Source organism: Streptomyces sp. NPDC004542 (assembly GCF_040610035.1).
In the GTDB taxonomy this organism is placed as follows: domain Bacteria; phylum Actinomycetota; class Actinomycetes; order Streptomycetales; family Streptomycetaceae; genus Streptomyces.
In genome coordinates, this window is sequence record NZ_JBEXLP010000009.1 from 37,748 (window position 1) to 57,000 (window position 19,253).

Genomic DNA, 19,253 nt, shown 5'->3' on the forward strand with positions numbered 1-19,253 from the left:
ATGCGTCGCCCTGTCGCACGGAAACTCTCGGTCCTGGCGGTCTCGGCCGTCGTGGTGTCGGTGGGGGCGGCAGCGCCACCCTCCGCCGCCGGCACCGTTCCCGGGAAGGTGCCGGTCGCCGTCGGATACGGCGGTGCCGTCGCCAGTGTCGACGCCGACGCCTCCGCCGCCGGCATCGAGGTGCTGAGGAAGGGCGGCAACGCCGTGGACGCCGCCGTCGCCACGGCCGCCGCGCTCGGCGTCACCGAGCCCTACTCCTCCGGCATCGGCGGAGGCGGTTACTTCGTCTACTACGACGCCAAGTCCCGTACGGTGCATACGATCGACGGCCGGGAGACCGCGCCGCTGACCGCCGGCCCCGACCTCTTCACGGAGAACGGCAAGCCCCTCGCCTTCGCCGACGCCGTCAGCAGCGGCCTGAGCGTCGGCACGCCCGGCACGCCCGCCACCTGGCAGACCGCGCTGGACGCATGGGGCAGCAGAAAACTCGGCACGGTCCTCAGGCCCGCCGAGCGGATCGCCCGTGACGGCTTCACCGTCGACGACACCTTCCGCGCCCAGACGGCGGCCAACGAGACCCGCTTCCGCTCCTTCCCGGACACCGCGAAGCTGTTCCTGCCGAACGGGCAGCTCCCCGTGGTCGGCTCCACCTTCAAGAACCCCGACCTCGCCCGCACCTACGCGGAGCTGGCGCGCAAGGGCGTCGGCGCCGTCTACCGCGGCGACCTGGGCAAGGACATCGTCTCCACCGTCGACAACCCGCCGGTCGACCCCGGTTCCGGCTGGAAGGCCCGCCCCGGAAAGCTGTCCGCCAAGGACCTCGCCGCCTACCGCGCGGGGCTCCAGGCGCCCACGAAGACCTCGTACCGCGGACTGAAGGTGTACTCCATCGCCCCCTCCTCCTCGGGCGGCACCACGGTCGGCGAGGCCCTCAACATCCTGGAGAACACCGACCTCTCCAAGGCCGGTGAGGTCCAGTACCTGCACCACTTCATCGAGGCGAGCCGCATCGCGTTCGCCGACCGCGGCCGCTGGGTCGGCGACCCCGCCTTCGAGGACGTGCCGACCAGGCAGCTGCTCGCGCAGAAGTACGCCGACTCCCGCGCCTGCCTGATCCAGGACGACGCGGTCCTCACCAGCCCGGTCGCCCCCGGCGACCCGCGCCACCCCGCGGCCTGCGGCACCGGCGGCACGGCCGCCGCGACGACGTACGAGGGCGAGAACACCACCCATCTCACGGTCGCCGACAAGTGGGGCGACGTCGTCTCCTACACGCTCACCATCGAGCAGACCGGCGGCAGCGCCATGACCGTGCCCGGCCGCGGGTTCCTGCTCAACAACGAGCTGACCGACTTCTCCTTCACCCCGGCCAACCCGGCGGTGCACGACCCGAACCTGCCGGGCCCCGGCAAGCGGCCGCGCTCGTCGATCTCGCCGACCATCGTGCTCGACCGGCACGACAGGCCGGTGGTGGCGCTGGGATCGCCGGGCGGCGCGACCATCATCACCACCGTGCTGCAGACCCTGACCGGGTTCCTCGACCGGCGCCTGTCCCTGGCCGACGCCATCGCCGCACCCCGCGCCAGCCAGCGCAACGCGGCCAGGACCGAACTCGAACCCGCCCTCTACGACAGTCAGACGCGGGCCAAGCTGGAAGCCATCGGGCACTCCTTCTCGCTCAACCCCGAGATCGGCGCGGCGACCGGCGTGCAGCGGCTGGGCAACGGCGAATGGCTGGCCGCCGCCGAGAAGGTACGGCGCGGAGGCGGCTCGGCGATGGTGGTGGACCCGGCGCCCTGAGCGCCGGGCCGCCCGGCCCGCGGGCGAACACCCCGCGGGCGCCCGGCCCGCCGGCTCACGCGTGCGGTGCGGGCGGCTCGCCGGCACCGTCCTCGGTGCGGAACGCCAGCTGTCCGTCCGTCACGTCCACCGTCACCCGGCTGCCCTCCCCGATCCTGCCGTCGAGCAGCAGCCGGGAGAACCGGTTGTCCACCTCGCGCTGGATGGTGCGGCGCAGCGGCCGGGCACCGTACTCGGGCTGGTAGCCCCGCTCGGCGAGCCAGGTCACGGCCGGGCCGGTGAACTCCACCGTGACGCCCTGCGCGTGCAGCATCCGGCGGGTCCGCTCCAGCAGCAGGTCGGTGATCCGCCGCAACTGGTCGGCGGTGAGCTGGCGGAAGACGACGATCTCGTCGATGCGGTTGAGGAACTCCGGCCTGAAGTGCTCGCGCAGCGGCCTGAGGATCTGCTCCCGCCGCGCCTCCTCCTCGGCCTCGCTGCCGCCCGCGCCGAACCCGATGCCGGCGCCGCGCCGGGTGATCGCCTCGGAGCCGAGGTTGCTGGTCATCACGATGACGGTGTTGGTGAAGTCGACGGTGCGGCCCTGCGAGTCGGTCAGCCGCCCGTCGTCGAGCACCTGCAGCAGGATGTTGAAGACGTCCGGGTGCGCCTTCTCCACCTCGTCCAGGAGCAGCAGCGAGTACGGGTGCCTGCGCACCACCTCGGTGAGCTGGCCGGCCTCCTCGTGGCCGACGTACCCGGGCGGGGCGCCGACCAGCCGGGAGACGGTGTGCCGCTCCTGGTACTCGCTCATGTCGAGGCGGACCATCCGGTCCTCGCTGCCGAACAGCGCCTCCGCCAGCGCCCGGGCCAGCTCGGTCTTGCCGACACCGGTCGGGCCCAGGAACAGGAAGCTGCCGATCGGCCGGTCGGGGCTCGCCAGGCCGGCCCGCGAGCGCATCACCGCCTCGGCGACGACTGCGACCGCCTCGTCCTGGCCGACCACCCGCTGGTGCAGATGCCGCTCCAGGCCCAGCAGCCGCTCCTTCTCCTCCTGTGTGAGGCGGCTGACCGGGATGCCGGTCTGCCGGGACACCACCTCGGCGACGGCCTCGGCCGTCACCTCCAGGTCCTGGCCCTCGTCGGCCCGGTCCCCGCCGGTGCTCTCCGCGATGCGCCGCTTCAGCTCGGTGATGCGGTCCCTGAGCTGGGTCGCCAGCTCGTACTGCTCGTCCGCGACCGCCTGGTCCTTGTCCCGGGTCAGCTGCTCGGCCTCGCGCTCCATGGCGCGCACGTCCGTGCCCTTGGTCCGGGCACCGAGCCGCACCCGCGCCCCGGCCTGATCGATCAGGTCGATCGCCTTGTCCGGCAGCCGGCGGTCGGCGAGATAGCGGTCGGACAGCTCCACGGCGGCCACCAGCGCCTCGTCGGAGTAGCGGACCTGGTGGTGGGCCTCGTAGCGGTCGCGCAGCCCGCGCAGGATCTCCAGGGCGTCCGCGACGGTCGGCTCGGGCACCAGGATCGGCTGGAAGCGGCGGGCCAGCGCGGCGTCCTTCTCGATCCGCCGGAACTCCTCCAGCGTGGTCGCGCCGACGATGTGCAGCTCGCCGCGGGCCAGCGCCGGCTTGAGGATGTTGGCCGCGTCCATCGCCCCGCCCTCGCCGCCGGCGCCCGCGCCGACGACGGTGTGCAGTTCGTCGATGAAGACGATCAGGCGGTCGGAGTGGGCGCGGATCTCGCCGACGATGTTGGTCAGCCGTTCCTCGAAGTCGCCGCGGAAACGGGTGCCCGCGACCACCCCGGTCAGGTCCAGGGCGACCACCCGGCGCCCGAGGAGGCCGTCGGGCACGTCCCCGTCCGCGATCCGCTGGGCCAGGCCCTCCACGATCGCGGTCTTGCCGACCCCCGCGTCCCCGATCAGGACCGGGTTGTTCTTGCCGCGCCGGGAGAGCACCTCGATGGTCTGCTCGATCTCGTCGTCCCGCCCGATCACCGGGTCGATGCGCCCCTGCCGGGCCAGGTCGGTCAGATCGCGGCCGTACTTGTCCAGCGTCGGCGTCGACGTGGGCCGCTGCCGCTCGGCGGTCCGCGTCCGGTCGCCCTCCGACGACTCGGACGGAAGGCCGGAGGACGCGAAGCGGGACGCGTGCAGGATGTGCCCGGCGGCCGAGTCCGGGTTCGCCGCCAGGGCGCTCAGCACGTGCTCCGGGCCGATGTATCCGGCACCGCGCGAGCGGGCCAGGTCGTGCGCGTCCAGCAGGGCGCGCTTGGCCGCCGGCGTCAGGGACAGCGTCGTCGGCGGCGGTGCCTCGCCCGGCGGGTGCTGGGCCGGACCGGACCGCTCGTCGATCTCCGTCGCGAGCGCGTCCGGGTCGGCGCCGGCCCGGCTGAGCAGGCTCCGGGTGGGTTCGGCGGCGAGCGCAGCGCGCAGCAGGTGCTGCGTGTCCAGGTCCCGGCTGCCGTGCTCGGCGGCGTACTGGGCGGCACCTCTGACCAGTTCCCGGGCCGGCTGGCTCAGCAGACGGCCGATGTCGATCTGGCGGGGGCCGGGGCTGGGGCCGGCTCCGCCGAAGAAGCGGGCGAGGAATTCGCCGAAGGGGTCGCCCTCCGGTCCGATGAAGCCGCTGGTCATCGTTTCCGTTTCCTTCGCTGACGGGTGGCCCCCGCCGGGTGACCGGGACGGGGTGCGCTCATGCCACGATGGCACGTATCGATTCCGGCGGCACGTTCTGATCCCTGCGGCGGGGCGGGGCCGCTACCGCTCCGTGAGAACCCGCGGGCCCGCCTCCGTGATCGCCACCGTGTGTTCCACGTGGGCGGCCCGGGAGCCGTCGTTCGTGCACAGCGTCCAGCCGTCGGGGGCCGCGTGGTAGTCGTTCCGTCCGCCGGCGATCAGCATCGGTTCGATCGCCAGGACCATGCCGTGACGCAGGGCCAGGCCCCGGCCGGGGCGGCCCTCGTTCGGTACCGGCGGGTCCTCGTGCATGCGGCGGCCGATGCCGTGGCCGCCGAAGTCGTCCATGATGCCGTACCCGCCGGCCCGGCACACCGTGCCGATGGCGTGGGCGATGTCGCCGATGCGGTTGCCGACGACCGCCGCCCCGATGCCCGCCGACAGGGCCCGCTCGGCCGTCTCGATCAGCCGTACGTCGGCCGGGCGGGCCCGGCCCACGGTGAAGCTGATCGCCGAGTCACCGGCCCAGCCGTCCAGTTCCGCGCCGCAGTCGATGGAGACCAGGTCGCCGTCGCGCAGGCGGTAGCGGGTCGGGATGCCGTGCACGATCGCGTCGTTGACCGAGGCGCAGATCACCGCGGGGAACGGGGTCGGGGCGAAGGAGGGGCGGTAGCCGAGGAACGGCGAGGAGGCACCCGCCTCGCGCAGTACCTCCCGGGCCACCTCGTCCAGTTCCAGCAGGGTGACGCCGACGGCCGCGGCCTCCCGCACGGCCGTCAGGGCCCGCCCCACGACCTGGCCCGCCGCGTGCATCGCTTCGATCGACGTGTCCGTCTTCAGTTCCACCATGCCAATTACTATACCGGTATTACAATGACGGCATGGTGCGCACCCCCCTGACCCCCGAAGAACGCGAACGCGGCGAGCGCCTCGGCTGCCTGCTGCGTGACGCCCGCGGCGCGCGGAGCATGACGGACGTCGCCGCCGAGGCGGGCATCTCGGCCGAGACCCTCCGCAAGATCGAGACGGGCCGCGCCCCGACCCCGGCGTTCTTCACGGTGGCCGCGCTGGCCCGGGCGCTCGGGCTGTCCATGGACGCGCTGGCCGAGCGGTGCGAGCTCGCCGGGGTGTCGGTCAAGATCCCGTAATGGATCACTCGTGCCCCTTTCCGGAAAAACCGGTGTAGCAGTGCCGTAACACGCCTGGTGTTGCCTACGGAACCGGAGTGCTCCGGTCGAGCGGGAGTCGGGCGATGACTGTGGATCAACTCCCCGGGCAGCTGCGGGAGTTCGCGAACTACCTGGACGGTCTGCTGGCGCGCCTGGATCAGGGCGGCGGCTGGTGCGGGGTGTTCTGGCGGCGTGACCCCGAGGGCATGCGGGCCTGCCTCGACGGACGTGAGGTGCCGCCGTGGGACGTGGTGGACGCGCTCCTGCGGGACCTCGCGGTGACGTACGGGGCCCCGGCCGCGCGGGCCGAGGAGGAACGGGCCCGGCTCCTGCACGCGGCCGCCCTCGCCGCATACGACCTGCGGCCGGGCGCCCGGGCGGAACTGGGCGACCGGCTGGACGCGATGCTGCGCGAGCGGAGGTACGCCGCCGAACGGCAGGCCGAACTGGGCCGGCTGCTCGCCGCGGCCACCACGCCGGGGGAGGCCGACGCCCTGCGCCTCGACCTCGCCTGGGCCCGCGACGACCACGAACGTGCCACCGCGCGGTGCGCGGAACTCCGGTCCCGCGTGGCCGGCCTGGACCGGCGCGCGGCACGCGGCGACGAGACGGCCCCGGCCGGAACGGGGGACGCCGGCGCGGACTTCGTCCGCGAGTACCGTCTGCGCCCCCGAACGCCCCGCCTCCCGGACGGCACCCCGGCAGCCGCGGTCCCCGCCTCCGTCCGCACCGGGCGCCTGTCCGCCTTCCACGCCCTGCGCCGCCCCGGCCCGGCACCTGCCTCCGGCGGGCAGTACCCCGCCCCGCCCGCCCCCGCCGAGGCCGTCCCGGACCCGCTCGCATCCCCCGCGCCCGAAGAGCCTCCCGCGCCCGAAGAGCCTCCCGCGCCCGAAGAGCCTCCCGCGCCCGAGCAGCCTCCCGCGCCCGAACCGGCCCCCGCCGCCGGGCCGTCCCGCGAAACCCCGGGGACCGCCTCCGAGGCCACCCCCAAGCAGCGCAAGCGCCGCCGGGGCAGTGCCCGCTTCGCCGGGATGGCCGAGGACGAGGCCGCGCCGGCCGTCGTACCGCAGGCGGCCCCGGTACAGGCCCCGGTGCCGCCGCCCGCCGCCGGGCCGGCACCCGCGGCCCGGCGCACCCCGCGTGGTGCCCGGTTCGCCGGGGCCGCGCAGGAGGTGCCCCGGCCGGAGCCGGGTCCCGAGCCGGCGGACACGGAAGCGGACAGGGAGGCGGAGTCGGAGGCGGACGCGGCACGGGCCGTCGCCGGCGCCGTCGAGCGGCTCGTACGGCTGCGGGCTCAGGGCCGCAGCGGCGAGGCGCACGCCCTGCTGGCCGAGGTCGCGCACTGGCCCGCCACCCGCTTCCCGCCGCTCGCGGCCGAGTTCCGGCGCGCCGGGCTCGGCGCGGACTGGGCGACCCTGCTGTGGGAGGCCGCCTCGCTGCCCGCCGACCGGCTGGTGGCCGCGGCCGACGCCCTGGACGCGGCGGGACACTCCGCGGACGGGCAGCAGATCCTGCGGCAGGGCGTGGCCCGCCCCGCCGCCGAGATCGGCGAGGCGGTGCTGGCGCTGGACGGGCGGGGCCGAAGCCGCGAGGTGCGGATCCTGCTGGACGCCTACGTCCGGGTGCGCACCCCCGAGGAGGCCGCGCGCAGCGTCGCCGCCGACCCCCGGCGTCTGGTGCCGCTGCTGCTCCGGGCCGCGCAGGCCGTCTCCCAGGAGTGTCACTGGGACCTGCTGCACGCCGTCCGCGTCGCCGGATTCACCGTCTGACCGCCGTACCGCGCCCCCCGATCGCCCACTGGAGTGCGAAACACGATCGACCCAGCGGGTTGACGGCGATGGTCTTGGCAAGGCCGCCCGGGAGGCTTACGTTCGTCCCTCTACGCCCTCGCTTCTACGGGCGTAGAGGGATGAACGTCCCGTCGAAGGAGCAGCTCATGGCGAACGTCGTCCGCGCCGCACTGGTCCAGGCCACCTGGACCGGCGACACCGCGTCCATGGTGGCGAAACACGAGGAGCACGCCCGCGAGGCCGCCCGGCAGGGCGCCAGGATCATCGGGTTCCAGGAAGTCTTCAACGCCCCCTACTTCTGCCAGGTCCAGGAGCCGGAGCACTACCGCTGGGCCGAGCAGGTGCCCGACGGGCCGACCGTCAGCCGGATGCGGGAACTGGCCCGTGAGACCGGCATGGTGATCGTCGCCCCGGTGTTCGAGATCGAGCAGTCGGGTTTCTACTACAACACCGCGGCCGTGATCGACGCCGACGGAAGCTACCTCGGCAAGTACCGCAAGCACCACATCCCGCAGGTCAAGGGCTTCTGGGAGAAGTACTACTTCAAACCGGGCAACCTCGGCTGGCCCGTCTTCGACACCGCCGTCGGCAAGGTCGGCGTCTACATCTGCTACGACCGGCACTTCCCGGAGGGCTGGCGGCAACTCGGCCTGAACGGCGCCCAGCTCGTCTACAACCCGTCCGCCACCCACCGCGGCCTGTCCTCCCACCTGTGGCAGCTGGAGCAGCCCGCCGCGGCCGTCGCCAACGCGTACTTCGTCGCCGCGATCAACCGGGTCGGCATCGAGGAGTACGGCGACAACGACTTCTACGGCACGAGCTACTTCGTCGACCCGCGCGGCCAGTTCGTCGGCGGGACCGCCGACGACACCAAAGAGGAACTCCTCGTCCGCGACCTCGACTTCGAACTCATCGAAGAAGTGCGGCAGACGTGGGCGTTCTACCGCGACCGCCGCCCCGACGCCTACGAAGGGCTGGTGCAGCCGTGACCAAGGACCTGCTGGGCCGCCACCGGGCCGTCCTGCCCGACTGGCTCGCCCTCTACTACGAGGACCCGATCGAACTCACCCACGGCGAGGGCCGGTACGTCTGGGACGCCGCCGGCAAGCGCTACCTCGACTTCTTCGGTGGCATCCTCACCACGATGACCGCGCACGCGCTGCCCGAGGTGACGAAGGCGGTGAGCGAGCAGGCCGGCCGGATCATCCACTCCTCCACCCTCTACCTCAACCGGCCGATGGTCGAACTCGCCGAACGGATCGCCCAGTTGTCCGGCATCCCGGACGCCCGGGTCTTCTTCACCACCTCCGGCACCGAGGCCAACGACACCGCCCTGCTGCTCGCCACCGCCTACCGGCGCAGCAACACGGTCCTGGCCATGCGCAACAGCTACCACGGCCGCTCCTTCAGCGCGGTCGGCATCACCGGCAACCGCGGCTGGTCCCCGACCTCCCTGTCCCCGCTGCAGACCCTCTACGTCCACGGCGGAGTGCGCACCCGCGGCCCGTACGCCCGGCTGGGCGACGAGGAGTTCATCGCCGCCTGCGTCGAGGACCTCAGGGACCTCCTCGGCCACACCCGCGCGCCCGCCGCGCTGATCGCCGAGCCCGTCCAGGGCGTCGGCGGCTTCACCTCGCCGCCCGACGGCCTGTACGCCGCGTTCCGCGATGTCCTGCGCGAGCAGGGGATCCTGTGGATCGCCGACGAGGTGCAGACCGGCTGGGGCCGCACCGGCGACCACTTCTGGGGCTGGCAGGCGCACGCGGGCAGCGGACCGCCGGACATGATCACCTTCGCCAAGGGCATCGGCAACGGCATGTCCATCGGCGGCGTGGTCGCCCGCGCGGAGATCATGAACTGCCTGGACGCGGCCAGCATCTCCACCTTCGGCGGCACCCAGATCACCATGGCGGCGGGCCTGGCCAACCTGACCTACCTGCTGGAGCACGACCTCCAGGGCAACGCCCGGCGGGTGGGCGGGCTGCTCATCGAGCGGCTGCGGGCCGTCACCGCGGAGCTGCCCGGCGTACGGGAGGTGCGCGGACGCGGACTGATGATCGGCGTCGAACTGGCCAAGCCCGGCACCGACCGGGCCGATCCGCAGGCGGCCGCCGCGGTGCTGGAGGCGGCCCGCGCGGACGGACTGCTCCTCGGCAAGGGCGGCGGCCACGACACCAGCGCCCTGCGCATCGCACCACCGCTGTCCCTGACCGTCGCGGAGGCCGAGGAGGGCGCCGCGATCCTGGAACGCGCTCTGCGGAGCATCTGGTAGCACCGGCCGGGCTGCCCCGGGCAGCACATGAGCAAGGGAACAAGGTCATGGCCACCACCTCCGAGATCCCGCCGGCCCCGGAACCCGCCCTGTCGGTCCGGCAGGTCCTCACCCTGGAGCGGGTGCTCGCCGGGGAGCCCGAGGTGGTGGCCGGCGCCGACCGGCTCGACCGGCCCGTGCGCTGGGTGCACGTCGCCGAGGCCCCCGACGTCGGCGTGATGCTCAGCGGCGGCGAGATGGTGCTCACCACCGGCGTGCTGCTCGCCGGCGACGAGGGCAAGCAGGCCGAGTACATCCGGTCGCTGCACCGCGCGGAGGCCGCGGCCGTCGTCCTCGGGCTCGGCCGGGCCTTCCCGGCCCCGCCGGACGTCATGCGCCGGGCCGCCGAGCGGTGCGGGCTGCCCCTGGTCGTCCTGCACAGCCCGTTCCCCTTCGCCGAACTGACCGAAGAGGTGCAGTCCCGGCTGGTGCGGCGGAAGTTCGCCGCCGTCAGCCTGTCGGAGGCGGTCCGCACCGCCCTCACCGGGCTCATCACCGCGGGCGCCCCGCTGCAACGGCTGCTGGACGAGGTGGCCCGGCACAGCGGCTGTCCCGTCGTCGTCACCAATCTCGCCCACCGTGTGCTGGCCACGGCGGGGGAGCGGCCGGCCGTGGACGACGTACTGCGCGACTGGGAACGCATAGCCCGCCAGGCGGGCGGCGCCCCCGGCGACGGCTGGATCCGCGCCGACCTCGGCGGACGCGGGGAGCGCTGGGGACGGCTCGTGCTGTGCGGGTACCGGGGAGACACCGCAACCGGCCGGCTGCTCGCCGACCGCGCCGCCGAGGCCCTCGTCCTGCACCGCATGCTCGGCGGCACCGCCGCCCGCACCTGGGAGGAGCAGTCCGCGCAGAGCCTGCTGACCGACCTGGTCTCCGGCGTCGTACCGGCGCGCCGGCTGCTGCCCCGGGCCCGCGCGGCCGGGCTGCCGGTCAACCGGCGCACCTTCGTGCCCCTCGTCGTCCGGGACGCCGACCCCACGGCACTCGACCGCCTGCTGAGACTGCTGGGCCTGCCCGGGCTCGTCGCCGAGCTCGCCGACGGCGCCACCGCCGTGCTGCTCAGCCTCGCCCGGGACCAGGACGCCGAGGCGCTCGCCGCGCACTTCGCGGCCCGGCTGCGCACCGGGTCCGGCCGGGCCCGCACGGTGGTCGCCGCCGCCGGCCCGCGCACCGCCTGGGACGACGTGCCCGCCGGGCTGCGCGAGGCCCAGCACGTCGCGGACGCCGTGACCGACTCCTCGGCCGCCCTGGACCTCCCGGCCGTCGTCCGCCTCCGGGACGTCCATCTGCGCGGCCTGGTCCGGCTGCTGCGGGACGATCCGCACGTGCAGTCCTTCGCGGAGCGGGAGCTGGACGGACTGCTCTGCCCGGCCGACGACGACCTGCTGTCCGTACTGCGCACCTATCTGGCCACCGGCCGCAACAAGTCCCGCACCGCCCAGCTCCACCACGTCTCCCGGCCCGCGCTCTACCGGCGGCTGGAGGCGATACAGGGCCGGCTGGGTGTCGACCTCGACGACTTCGAACAGGCCGCGTCCGTGCATATCGCACTCCTCGCGCACGACGCGCAACAGGGCTGAAACATACGATGACCTGCGAAAACGGCGGTGAAACATGGGCCGACGACAGCGTGACACCGTGGCACGCCGCACGCCCGCAGACGTGACACCGTGCCACTCAGAGCCCCTTTTCGGACTTCCTAGTCTTCTCGCACACCGAGCGACCGGAGGTCCCGATGAGCAGAGTGATCCGCGCCGCCCTCTTCCAGACCGCGTGGACGGGCGACAAGGAGTCGATGATCCAGGTGCACGAGCAGGCGGCCCGCGACGCGGCCGCGCAGGGCGCTCAGGTCCTGTGCTTCCAGGAACTGTTCTACGGCCCCTACTTCTGCCAGGTCCAGGACAAGGCGTTCTACGAGTACGCCGAGCGGATCCCGGACGGCCCGGTCGTGCGGCGCTTCCAGGCGCTCGCCAGGGAACTGGGCATCGTCCTGATCCTGCCGATGTACGAGGAGGAGCAGCCCGGCGTCCTGTACAACACGGCGGCCGTGATCGACGCGGACGGCTCGTACCTCGGCAAGTACCGCAAACACCACATTCCCCAAGTGCCCGGATTCTGGGAGAAGTTCTACTTCCGTCCCGGCAACCTCGGCTGGCCGGTCTTCGACACCCGGGTCGGGAGGATCGGCGTGTACATCTGCTACGACCGGCACTTCCCGGAGGGCTGGCGGGCCCTGGGCCTGGCCGGAGCCGAGATCGTCTTCAACCCCTCGGCCACCTCGCGCGGCCTGTCCGCCTACCTGTGGCAGCTGGAGCAGCCGGCCGCGGCCGTCGCCAACGAGTACTTCGTCGGCGCGATCAACCGGGTCGGTGTCGAGGAGTTGGGCGACAACGACTTCTACGGGACGACGTACTTCGTCGACCCGGAGGCCCGGTTCGTGGGCGAGACGGCCTCCGACAAGGAGCCCGAACTCGTCGTCCGCGACCTGGACATGGCCAAGCTGCGCGAGGTCCGCGACCGCTGGCAGTTCTACCGGGACCGCCGCCCCGACGCGTACCCGCCGCTGACCGCACCCTGACCGCACCGTTCACCCAGGCAGGAGAGGGACCATGAGCAGCCGTACCGTCATCCGCGGCGGCCTCGTCATCACCGCGTCCGACGAGATCCACGCCGACGTCCTGGTCGAGGACGGCCGCATCGCCGCCCTCGCCGCCTCCGGCACCCCGGCAGCCGAGGCCTTCACGGCCGAACAGGCCATCGACGCCACCGGGAAGTACGTCATCCCGGGCGGCGTCGACGTCCACACCCACATGGAACTGCCCTTCGGCGGCACCTTCGCCTCCGACACCTTCGAGACCGGCACCCGGGCCGCCGCCTGGGGCGGGACCACCACGATCGTCGACTTCGCGGTGCAGAGCGTCGGCCGCTCCCTGCGCGAGGGCCTGGACGCCTGGCACGCCAAGGCCGAGGGCAACTGCGCCATCGACTACGGCTTCCACATGATCGTCTCCGACGTCCACCAGGAGACGCTGAAGGAGATGGACCTGCTGGTGGAGGAGGGCGTGACCTCCTTCAAGCAGTTCATGGCCTACCCGGGCGTCTTCTACAGCGACGACGGCCAGATCCTGCGCGCCATGCAGCGGTCCGCCGAGAACGGCGGCCTGATCATGATGCACGCGGAGAACGGCATCGCCATCGACGTGCTGGTGGAGCAGGCGCTGGCGCGCGGGGAGACCGACCCGCGCTACCACGGCGAGGTCCGCAAGGCCCTGCTGGAGGCCGAAGCCACCCACCGCGCCATAAGGCTCGCCCAGGTCGCGGGCGCCCCGCTGTACGTGGTGCACGTCTCGGCCGCGGAGGCGGTCGCCGAGCTGGCCCGGGCCCGCGACGAGGGGCTCCCCGTCTTCGGCGAGACCTGCCCGCAGTACCTCTTCCTGTCCACGGACAACCTCGCCGAACCCGGCTTCGAGGGCGCCAAGTACGTGTGCAGCACCCCGCTGCGCCCCAAGGAGCACCAGGCCAGGCTCTGGCAGGGCCTGCGCACCAACGACCTCCAGGTCGTCTCCACCGACCACTGCCCCTTCTGCTTCACGGGCCAGAAGGAACTCGGCCGGGGCGACTTCTCCAAGATCCCCAACGGCCTGCCGGGGGTGGAGAACCGCATGGACCTGCTCCACCAGGCCGTCGTCGACGGACACATCAGCCGCCGCCGCTGGATCGAGATCGCCTGCGCCACCCCGGCCCGCATGTTCGGCATGTACCCCAAGAAGGGCACCATCGCCCCGGGCGCCGACGCCGACATCGTCGTCTACGACCCGCACGCCGAGCAGGTCGTGTCCGCCGGGACCCACCACATGAACGTCGACTACTCGGCGTACGAGGGCAAGCGCACCACCGGCCGGGTCGAGACGGTCCTCTCGCGCGGCGAACCCGTCATCACCGAGCGGGAGTACACCGGTCACGCCGGCCACGGCGTCTACACCCCGCGCTCCACCTGTCAGTACCTCAACTAGGAGTGGCGCCCATGGACTTCGGACTCGTCCTGCAGACCGACCCGCCGGCCTCCCGGGTCATCAGCCTGATGCAACGCGCCGAGCGCAACGGCTTCACCCACGGCTGGACCTTCGACTCCGCCGTGCTCTGGCAGGAACCCTTTGTGATCTACAGCCAGATCCTGTCCAGCACGGACCACCTGAAGGTCGGCCCCATGGTCACCAACCCGGGCACCCGGACCTGGGAGGTCACCGCCTCCACCTTCGCCACCCTCAACGACATGTTCGGCAACCGCACCGTCTGCGGCATCGGCCGCGGCGACTCCGCGATGCGCGTCGCGGGCCGCAAGCCCAACACCCTCGCCCGCATCAGCGAGGCCATGAAGGTGATCCGGGCGCTCGGCCGGGGCGAGGAGGCCGACCTCGGCGGCACGGTGATCAGGTTCCCGTGGATCGAACCGGGCGCCGAACTGCCCGTGTGGATGGCCGCGTACGGGCCCAAGGCGCTGAAGATGACCGGTGAGGAGGCCGACGGCTTCATTCTCCAGCTGGCCGACCTGTATCTGACCGAGTACATGGTCAAGGCCGTGAAGGACGCGGCCCGCGCCGCCGGCCGCGACCCGGCCGAGGTGAGCATCTGCGTCGCCGCCCCCGCCTACGTCACCGAGGACGACTCGCCCGAGGCGCTCGCCCACGCCCGCGAGCAGTGCCGGTGGTTCGGCGGGATGGTCGGCAACCACGTCGCCGACCTGGTCGCCAAGTACGGCGAGCACTCCGCGGCCGTACCCGGCGAACTCACCGACTACATCAAGGCCCGGCAGAGCTACGACTACGCCCACCACGGGCGCAGCGGCAACCCCGACACCCAGTTCGTGCCGGACGAGATCGTCGACCGGTTCTGCCTGATCGGCCCGGTCGACCGGCACATCGAGAAACTCCGGGCCCTCGGCGAGCTGGGCGTCGACCAGTTCGCGGTGTACGACATGCACGACGCGCAGGAAGCCGTCATCGACGCCTACGGGTCGCAGGTGATCCCCGCCGTCAACTCCTGACGCCCCTCAGCCCCCCTTTCGCACCCCCTTCCTGGTCACCCCTCCCCGCCGTCCCCGGGGAGGGGCGAGTGCCCGCACGGCCTCTCCCGTCCCACCTCGTTCGATTGGCCTGCCCATGACCGACACCGCTCCCACCGCCCTACCGCCGACCTCCCAAGTCACCCTCCCCGACGGCCGCGTGGAGATCGCCCCCGGTGCGCCGCAGCCCAGCGGCGCCTACGCCAACGAGGACCTGCTGCCGGTCCCGGTGGCCCAACGCACCTGGACCACCTACAACTTCTCCGCCCTGTGGGTCGGCATGGCCCACAACACGGCCTCCTGGACCCTCGCCTCCGGGCTCATCGCCGTCGGCATGGACTGGAAGCAGGCGGTGTTCACCATCGCCCTGGCCAACCTGATCGTGCTCGTGCCGATGCTGCTCACCGGGCACGCCGGACCCAAGTACGGCATCCCCTTCCCGGTCTTCGCCCGCGCCTCCTTCGGCGTGCGCGGCGCCAACCTTCCCGCCGTGGTACGGGCGTTGGTGGCCTGCGGCTGGTTCGGCATCCAGACCTGGATCGGCGGTGAGGCCATCTTCTTCCTCGCCGGGAAGCTGATCGGCGACAGCTGGTCGAACGCCTCGCACATCGGCGGGTACGCCTGGACGATGTGGCTGTCGTTCGCGGTCTTCTGGGCGCTCCAGGTCGCGATCATCTACCGGGGCATGGAGACGATCCGCCGCTTCGAGAACTGGGCGGCACCCTTCGTGCTGGTCGGCGCCTTCGTGATGCTGTGGTGGATGAGCGGCAAGGCCGGCGGCCTCGGCCCGCTGTTCGACCAGCCGTCCGGACTGGGCTGGGGCGGCGACTTCTGGAAGCTGTTCTGGCCCTCGCTCATGAGCATGATCGGCTTCTGGTCCACGCTGTCCCTGAACATCCCGGACTTCACCCGGTACGGCAAGAGCCAGAAGGCGCAGACCTGGGGCCAGGCGCTCGGCCTGCCGACCACGATGACCCTCTTCGCGTTCCTGTCCGTGCTGGTGACCTCGGGCTCGCAGGCGGTGTACGGCAAGCCGATCTGGGACCCGGTCCAACTGGCCGCGCGGACGGACAGCGTGGTCGGTCTGCTGTACGCGCTGGTCACCGTGCTGGTGGCGACCCTGTCCGTGAACATCGCGGCCAACCTGGTCTCGCCGGCGTTCGACTTCTCCAACATCGCGCCCCGGCGGATCGGTTTCCGCACCGGAGCCCTCGCCACCTGTGTGCTCGGCGTGCTGATCTTCCCCTGGAAGCTGTACTCCGACCCGCAGGGCTACATCTTCACCTGGCTGGGCCTGGTCGGCGGTCTGCTCGGCACGGTCGCCGGCATCCTCATCGCCGACTACTGGATCCTGCGCCGCACCCGCCTGGACCTCACCGACCTCTACCGCACGGGCGGCCGGTACTGGTACGCGGGCGGCTGGAACTGGCGGGCGGTCGTCGCCTTCGTGGCGGGCGGCGTGCTGGCCGTCGGCGGCGCCAGCTTCAAGCCGCTGATCGACGGCCGGCCCGTTCCGGCGCTGTCCGCGCTGGCCGACTACGGCTGGGCGGTGGGCCTGGGGACGTCACTCGCGCTGTACCTGGTGCTGACGGTGCTGACCGGACGGAAGGACACGACCGCGGACCTGCCGGCCTGACGAGCGGTGAAGGAGGGCGGTCAGGAGGGCGGTCAGGAGGTCCTGCCGCCCTCCAGGGCCCGTACCGCTTCCTTGGCCGCCTTGATGGCCCCCTTGTTGATCTCATCCGTGCCGGGCGCCTTCTTCGTCTCGAAGTCGCTGCCGTTGTACGTGACCACCACCAGTGCGTTGGAGACCCGCACCAGCACCGTGCCCTCGCGCGTCTGCTGCTTGTCCTCGGTGGTCAGGTTCACCACGGAGTACCCGGCGTCACCGACGCCCGGAACATCCCCACCGCCGCTTTTGTCCGTGACGCGCTGCTTGTATTGCTTCTGCGCCGCCTGGTCCGATTCCGTTATCTCGAAGGACACGTCGAGCCAGCGGTAGTCGTACCCCTTGAGCGCGTTCCAGGAGCAGGTGCGGCGCAGCTTGGTGTCGGTGGACGGGATCTCCTTGCCGGCCGTACCGGCGCCCGGCACCAGCGACTTGACCGTCGCCGCGGGCACGGCGCCGCAGGGCGCGGGCGCGTCGGCGTACGTGGTCCGCCCGGCCGTCGGCGCCGGCGCCGAGGAGGACTGGCCGGCCGTCTTCCGGACCGGCTGGTGCCCGGCGGCCGGTGCCGGGGCGAGCGGACCGGACGCCAGCGCCCAGCCGGCCGTGGCCAGTACGGCCACCGGCGACAGGCGCGCGGTCAGGGCGAGCGGCAGAGGAAGAGGGGGCACGGCGCACTTCTCGTGGGGGAGGGTTGTGCGGATGGGGGGTCCGCACCGCGGACGGGGCGCCAGTCTCACATGAGTCCCTGTGAGACGGAAGCGAAAACTCGCTCCGTGCCCGCGCGGTCACAAAGGACTCACCGCCGGGCCCTGCGCGTTCGGGCAGCTGTCATGTGTCGGCCTGCTGATCGAATCCGAACCGATGACTTCTCGACGTTCGATACGCCGCTCCCGGGCGCTCTCGCGGACCAACTCGATAGCCTGCGCCGTATGTTCACCACCCGGCCCACCCTCCAGGGCACCTTCGGTATGGTGTCGTCCACGCACTGGCTGGCCTCGCAGACGGCGATGGCCGTACTGGAGGACGGCGGCAACGCCTTCGACGCGGCCGTGGCGGGCGCCTTCGTGCTGCACGTCGTCGAGCCGCACCTCAACGGCCCCGCCGGCGAGGTGCCGGTCCTGCTCGCGCCGGCGGGCGGCGAGGTGCGCGTGCTGTGCGGGCAGGGCGTGGCGCCGGCGGGGGCGACGACCGCGCACTACCGGGGCCTCGGTCTGGATCTCGTACCCGGTACGGGACCGCTCGCGGCGGCCGTCCCCGGCGCCTTCGACGCCTGGATGCTGCTCCTGCGCGACCATGGCACCCGATCCCTCGAGGACGTCCTGAAGTACGCCGTCGGATACGCCGAGCACGGGCACGCGCCCGTGGAGAACGTCGGCGCCACCGTCGAGGCCGTGCGGGAGCTGTTCGAGACGGAGTGGACCTCCTCGGCCGAGGTGTACCTCCCCGGCGGCAGGGCGCCCCGGACCGGCGAGCTGCTGCGCAACCCCGCCCTCGCCGCCACCTGGAAGCGGCTGCTCGCCGAGACCGCCGGGGCCGGCAACCGCGAGGCCCGCATCGAGGCCGCGCGCGAGGTGTGGCGCACCGGCTTCATCGCCGAAGCCCTGCTGCGGCAGGCCGCCCGGCCCACCCTCGACACCAGCGGCGAGCGGCACACCGGCACGCTCACCGCCGCCGACCTCGCCGGCTGGTCCGCGAGCTACGAGACACCGGTGACGTACGACTGGAACGGCTGGACCGTGTGCAAGGCCGGCCCCTGGAGCCAGGGCCCCGCCTTCCTCCAGCAGCTCGCCCTGCTCCCGCCCGAACTGCCCCCGTACGGCTCCGCCGACCACGTCCACCTGCTCGTCGAGGGCTGCAAGCTCGCCATGGCCGACCGGGAGGCCTGGTACGGGGACGCCGCCGAGGTGCCGCTCGACACGCTGCTGTCGAAGGAGTACAACGACCGGCGGCGACGGCTCGTCGGCACGCAGGCCTCCCACGAGCTGCGGCCCGGCAGTCCCGGCGGCCGGCAGCCCCGGCTGCCCGGGCACGCGCGCGTGACGGGCGGCGGGGAATCCGGCTTCGACCCGATGGGCGTCGGCGAGCCCACCGTGATGCAGATCCCGGGCGGACCGGGGATCACCGCCGACGGCGGCACCCGCGGCGACACCTGCCACCTCGACGTCGTCGACCGCTGGGGCAACATGATCGCCGCCACGCCCAGCGGCGGCTGGCTCCAGTCCAACCCGGTCGTCCCCGAACTCGGCTTCCCGCTCGGCACCCGGCTGCAGATGGCCTGGCTGGAAGAGGGCCTGCCGAACACTCTCACCCCCCACCGCCGCCCCCGCACCACCCTCACCCCCTCCCTCGCGCTGCGCGACGGAGTGCCCGTGCTGGCCTTCGGCACCCCCGGCGGCGACCAGCAGGACCAGTGGCAGCTGCACTTCTTCCTGGCCGTCGCCCTGCGCGCCCCCGTCCGCGGCGGCCTCGACCTCCAAGGCGCCGTCGACGCCCCGAACTGGCACAACGACAGCTTCCCCAGCTCCTTCTACCCGCGTGGCACACGCCCCGGCAGCGTGACCGTCGAGTCCCGCCTCGACCCCCGGGCCGTCGAGGAGCTCAGGCGCCGCGGCCACCACGTCACGGTCGGTCCCGCCTGGTCGGAGGGCCGCCTGTGCGCGGTGGCCCGGGACCCGCAGCGCGGCATCCTGTCGGCGGCGGCCAACCCGCGGGGCATGCAAGGGTACGCGGTGGGACGGTGACACCCCGCTTCTTCATCCCGATTCCACCCGGTGTCCACCACCCCGGCGGGGATTG

At 72.7% G+C, this 19,253-nt stretch carries 14 protein-coding genes; 11 read left to right on the plus strand and 3 right to left on the minus strand.

Annotation, left to right across the window (positions count from 1 at the left end; translation table 11 throughout):
• Positions 1-1,800 carry a gamma-glutamyltransferase gene (gene ggt, locus ABZX30_RS08035; protein WP_355930266.1) on the plus strand — a complete coding sequence of 600 codons (1,800 nt, stop codon included), beginning with the start codon at positions 1-3 and terminating at the stop codon, positions 1,798-1,800.
• A 55-nt stretch (positions 1,801-1,855) separates the two neighbouring features.
• Here the strand turns inward: ggt and ABZX30_RS08040 are convergent, their stop codons facing one another.
• On the minus strand, positions 1,856-4,411 hold the full coding sequence (locus tag ABZX30_RS08040; protein ID WP_355930269.1) for an ATP-dependent Clp protease ATP-binding subunit: 2,556 nt from the start codon (positions 4,409-4,411) through the stop codon (positions 1,856-1,858).
• 123 nt (positions 4,412-4,534) lie between these two features.
• The gene (map, locus tag ABZX30_RS08045) at positions 4,535-5,302 is read right to left on the minus strand and encodes a type I methionyl aminopeptidase (RefSeq protein WP_355930271.1); all 768 of its coding nucleotides are present in this window, start codon (positions 5,300-5,302) and stop codon (positions 4,535-4,537) included.
• 32 nt (positions 5,303-5,334) lie between these two features.
• On the opposite strand from map, the gene ABZX30_RS08050 reads away from it, so the two are divergent.
• From ABZX30_RS08050 to ABZX30_RS08090, 9 genes are all read left to right on the plus strand, one after another.
• On the plus strand, positions 5,335-5,601 hold the full coding sequence (locus ABZX30_RS08050) for a helix-turn-helix transcriptional regulator (RefSeq protein WP_355930274.1): 267 nt from the start codon (positions 5,335-5,337) through the stop codon (positions 5,599-5,601).
• A 104-nt stretch (positions 5,602-5,705) separates the two neighbouring features.
• The gene (locus tag ABZX30_RS08055; protein WP_355930277.1) at positions 5,706-7,391 is read left to right on the plus strand and encodes a hypothetical protein; all 1,686 of its coding nucleotides are present in this window, start codon (positions 5,706-5,708) and stop codon (positions 7,389-7,391) included.
• 167 nt (positions 7,392-7,558) lie between these two features.
• Positions 7,559-8,401 (plus strand): nitrilase-related carbon-nitrogen hydrolase, encoded by an 843-nt coding sequence (locus ABZX30_RS08060; protein WP_355930279.1) that lies wholly within the window; start codon positions 7,559-7,561, stop codon positions 8,399-8,401.
• On the plus strand, positions 8,398-9,684 hold the full coding sequence (locus ABZX30_RS08065) for an aspartate aminotransferase family protein (protein ID WP_355930281.1): 1,287 nt from the start codon (positions 8,398-8,400) through the stop codon (positions 9,682-9,684). Before ABZX30_RS08060 ends, ABZX30_RS08065 begins: the two co-directional genes overlap by 4 nt.
• Positions 9,685-9,731: 47 nt before the next feature.
• The gene (locus tag ABZX30_RS08070) at positions 9,732-11,306 is read left to right on the plus strand and encodes a PucR family transcriptional regulator (protein WP_355930284.1); all 1,575 of its coding nucleotides are present in this window, start codon (positions 9,732-9,734) and stop codon (positions 11,304-11,306) included.
• Between the two features lie 155 nt (positions 11,307-11,461).
• Entirely contained in the window at positions 11,462-12,304 is an 843-nt protein-coding gene (locus ABZX30_RS08075) for a nitrilase-related carbon-nitrogen hydrolase (RefSeq protein ID WP_355930287.1), read from the plus strand.
• A gap of 31 nt (positions 12,305-12,335) precedes the next feature.
• The gene (hydA, locus tag ABZX30_RS08080) at positions 12,336-13,739 is read left to right on the plus strand and encodes a dihydropyrimidinase (protein WP_355930290.1); all 1,404 of its coding nucleotides are present in this window, start codon (positions 12,336-12,338) and stop codon (positions 13,737-13,739) included.
• Between the two features lie 11 nt (positions 13,740-13,750).
• Positions 13,751-14,770 (plus strand): TIGR03842 family LLM class F420-dependent oxidoreductase, encoded by a 1,020-nt coding sequence (locus tag ABZX30_RS08085; RefSeq protein ID WP_355930292.1) that lies wholly within the window; start codon positions 13,751-13,753, stop codon positions 14,768-14,770.
• Between the two features lie 115 nt (positions 14,771-14,885).
• Positions 14,886-16,424, plus strand: a complete 1,539-nt coding sequence (locus tag ABZX30_RS08090) for an NCS1 family nucleobase:cation symporter-1 (protein ID WP_355930295.1) — start codon at positions 14,886-14,888, stop codon at positions 16,422-16,424.
• A gap of 32 nt (positions 16,425-16,456) precedes the next feature.
• Here the strand turns inward: ABZX30_RS08090 and ABZX30_RS08095 are convergent, their stop codons facing one another.
• Positions 16,457-17,125, minus strand: coding sequence for a hypothetical protein (locus tag ABZX30_RS08095; RefSeq protein WP_355930298.1), 669 nt, complete (start codon positions 17,123-17,125; stop codon positions 16,457-16,459).
• Between the two features lie 261 nt (positions 17,126-17,386).
• Here ABZX30_RS08095 and ABZX30_RS08100 point away from each other — a divergent pair, with 261 nt between their 5' ends.
• A complete protein-coding gene (locus ABZX30_RS08100; protein ID WP_355930301.1) occupies positions 17,387-19,198 on the plus strand; it encodes a gamma-glutamyltransferase in 1,812 nt (603 codons plus the stop codon).
• The last annotated feature ends 55 nt before the right edge of the window (positions 19,199-19,253 follow it).

What these genes read in the sequence shown, in the direction of transcription:
- ABZX30_RS08050 (WP_355930274.1), top strand. Translation starts at nt 5,335, where the DNA reads ATGGTGCGCACCCCCCTGACCCCCGAAGAACGCGAACGCGGCGAGCGC.
- ABZX30_RS08055 (WP_355930277.1), top strand. Translation starts at nt 5,706, where the DNA reads ATGACTGTGGATCAACTCCCCGGGCAGCTGCGGGAGTTCGCGAACTAC.
- ABZX30_RS08075 (WP_355930287.1), top strand. Translation starts at nt 11,462, where the DNA reads ATGAGCAGAGTGATCCGCGCCGCCCTCTTCCAGACCGCGTGGACGGGC.
- ABZX30_RS08070 (WP_355930284.1), top strand. Translation starts at nt 9,732, where the DNA reads ATGGCCACCACCTCCGAGATCCCGCCGGCCCCGGAACCCGCCCTGTCG.
- ABZX30_RS08085 (WP_355930292.1), top strand. Translation starts at nt 13,751, where the DNA reads ATGGACTTCGGACTCGTCCTGCAGACCGACCCGCCGGCCTCCCGGGTC.
- ggt (WP_355930266.1), top strand. Translation starts at nt 1, where the DNA reads ATGCGTCGCCCTGTCGCACGGAAACTCTCGGTCCTGGCGGTCTCGGCC.
- hydA (WP_355930290.1), top strand. Translation starts at nt 12,336, where the DNA reads ATGAGCAGCCGTACCGTCATCCGCGGCGGCCTCGTCATCACCGCGTCC.
- ABZX30_RS08090 (WP_355930295.1), top strand. Translation starts at nt 14,886, where the DNA reads ATGACCGACACCGCTCCCACCGCCCTACCGCCGACCTCCCAAGTCACC.
- map (WP_355930271.1), bottom strand. Translation starts at nt 5,302, where the DNA reads ATGGTGGAACTGAAGACGGACACGTCGATCGAAGCGATGCACGCGGCG.
- ABZX30_RS08100 (WP_355930301.1), top strand. Translation starts at nt 17,387, where the DNA reads ATGTTCACCACCCGGCCCACCCTCCAGGGCACCTTCGGTATGGTGTCG.
- ABZX30_RS08060 (WP_355930279.1), top strand. Translation starts at nt 7,559, where the DNA reads ATGGCGAACGTCGTCCGCGCCGCACTGGTCCAGGCCACCTGGACCGGC.
- ABZX30_RS08040 (WP_355930269.1), bottom strand. Translation starts at nt 4,411, where the DNA reads ATGACCAGCGGCTTCATCGGACCGGAGGGCGACCCCTTCGGCGAATTC.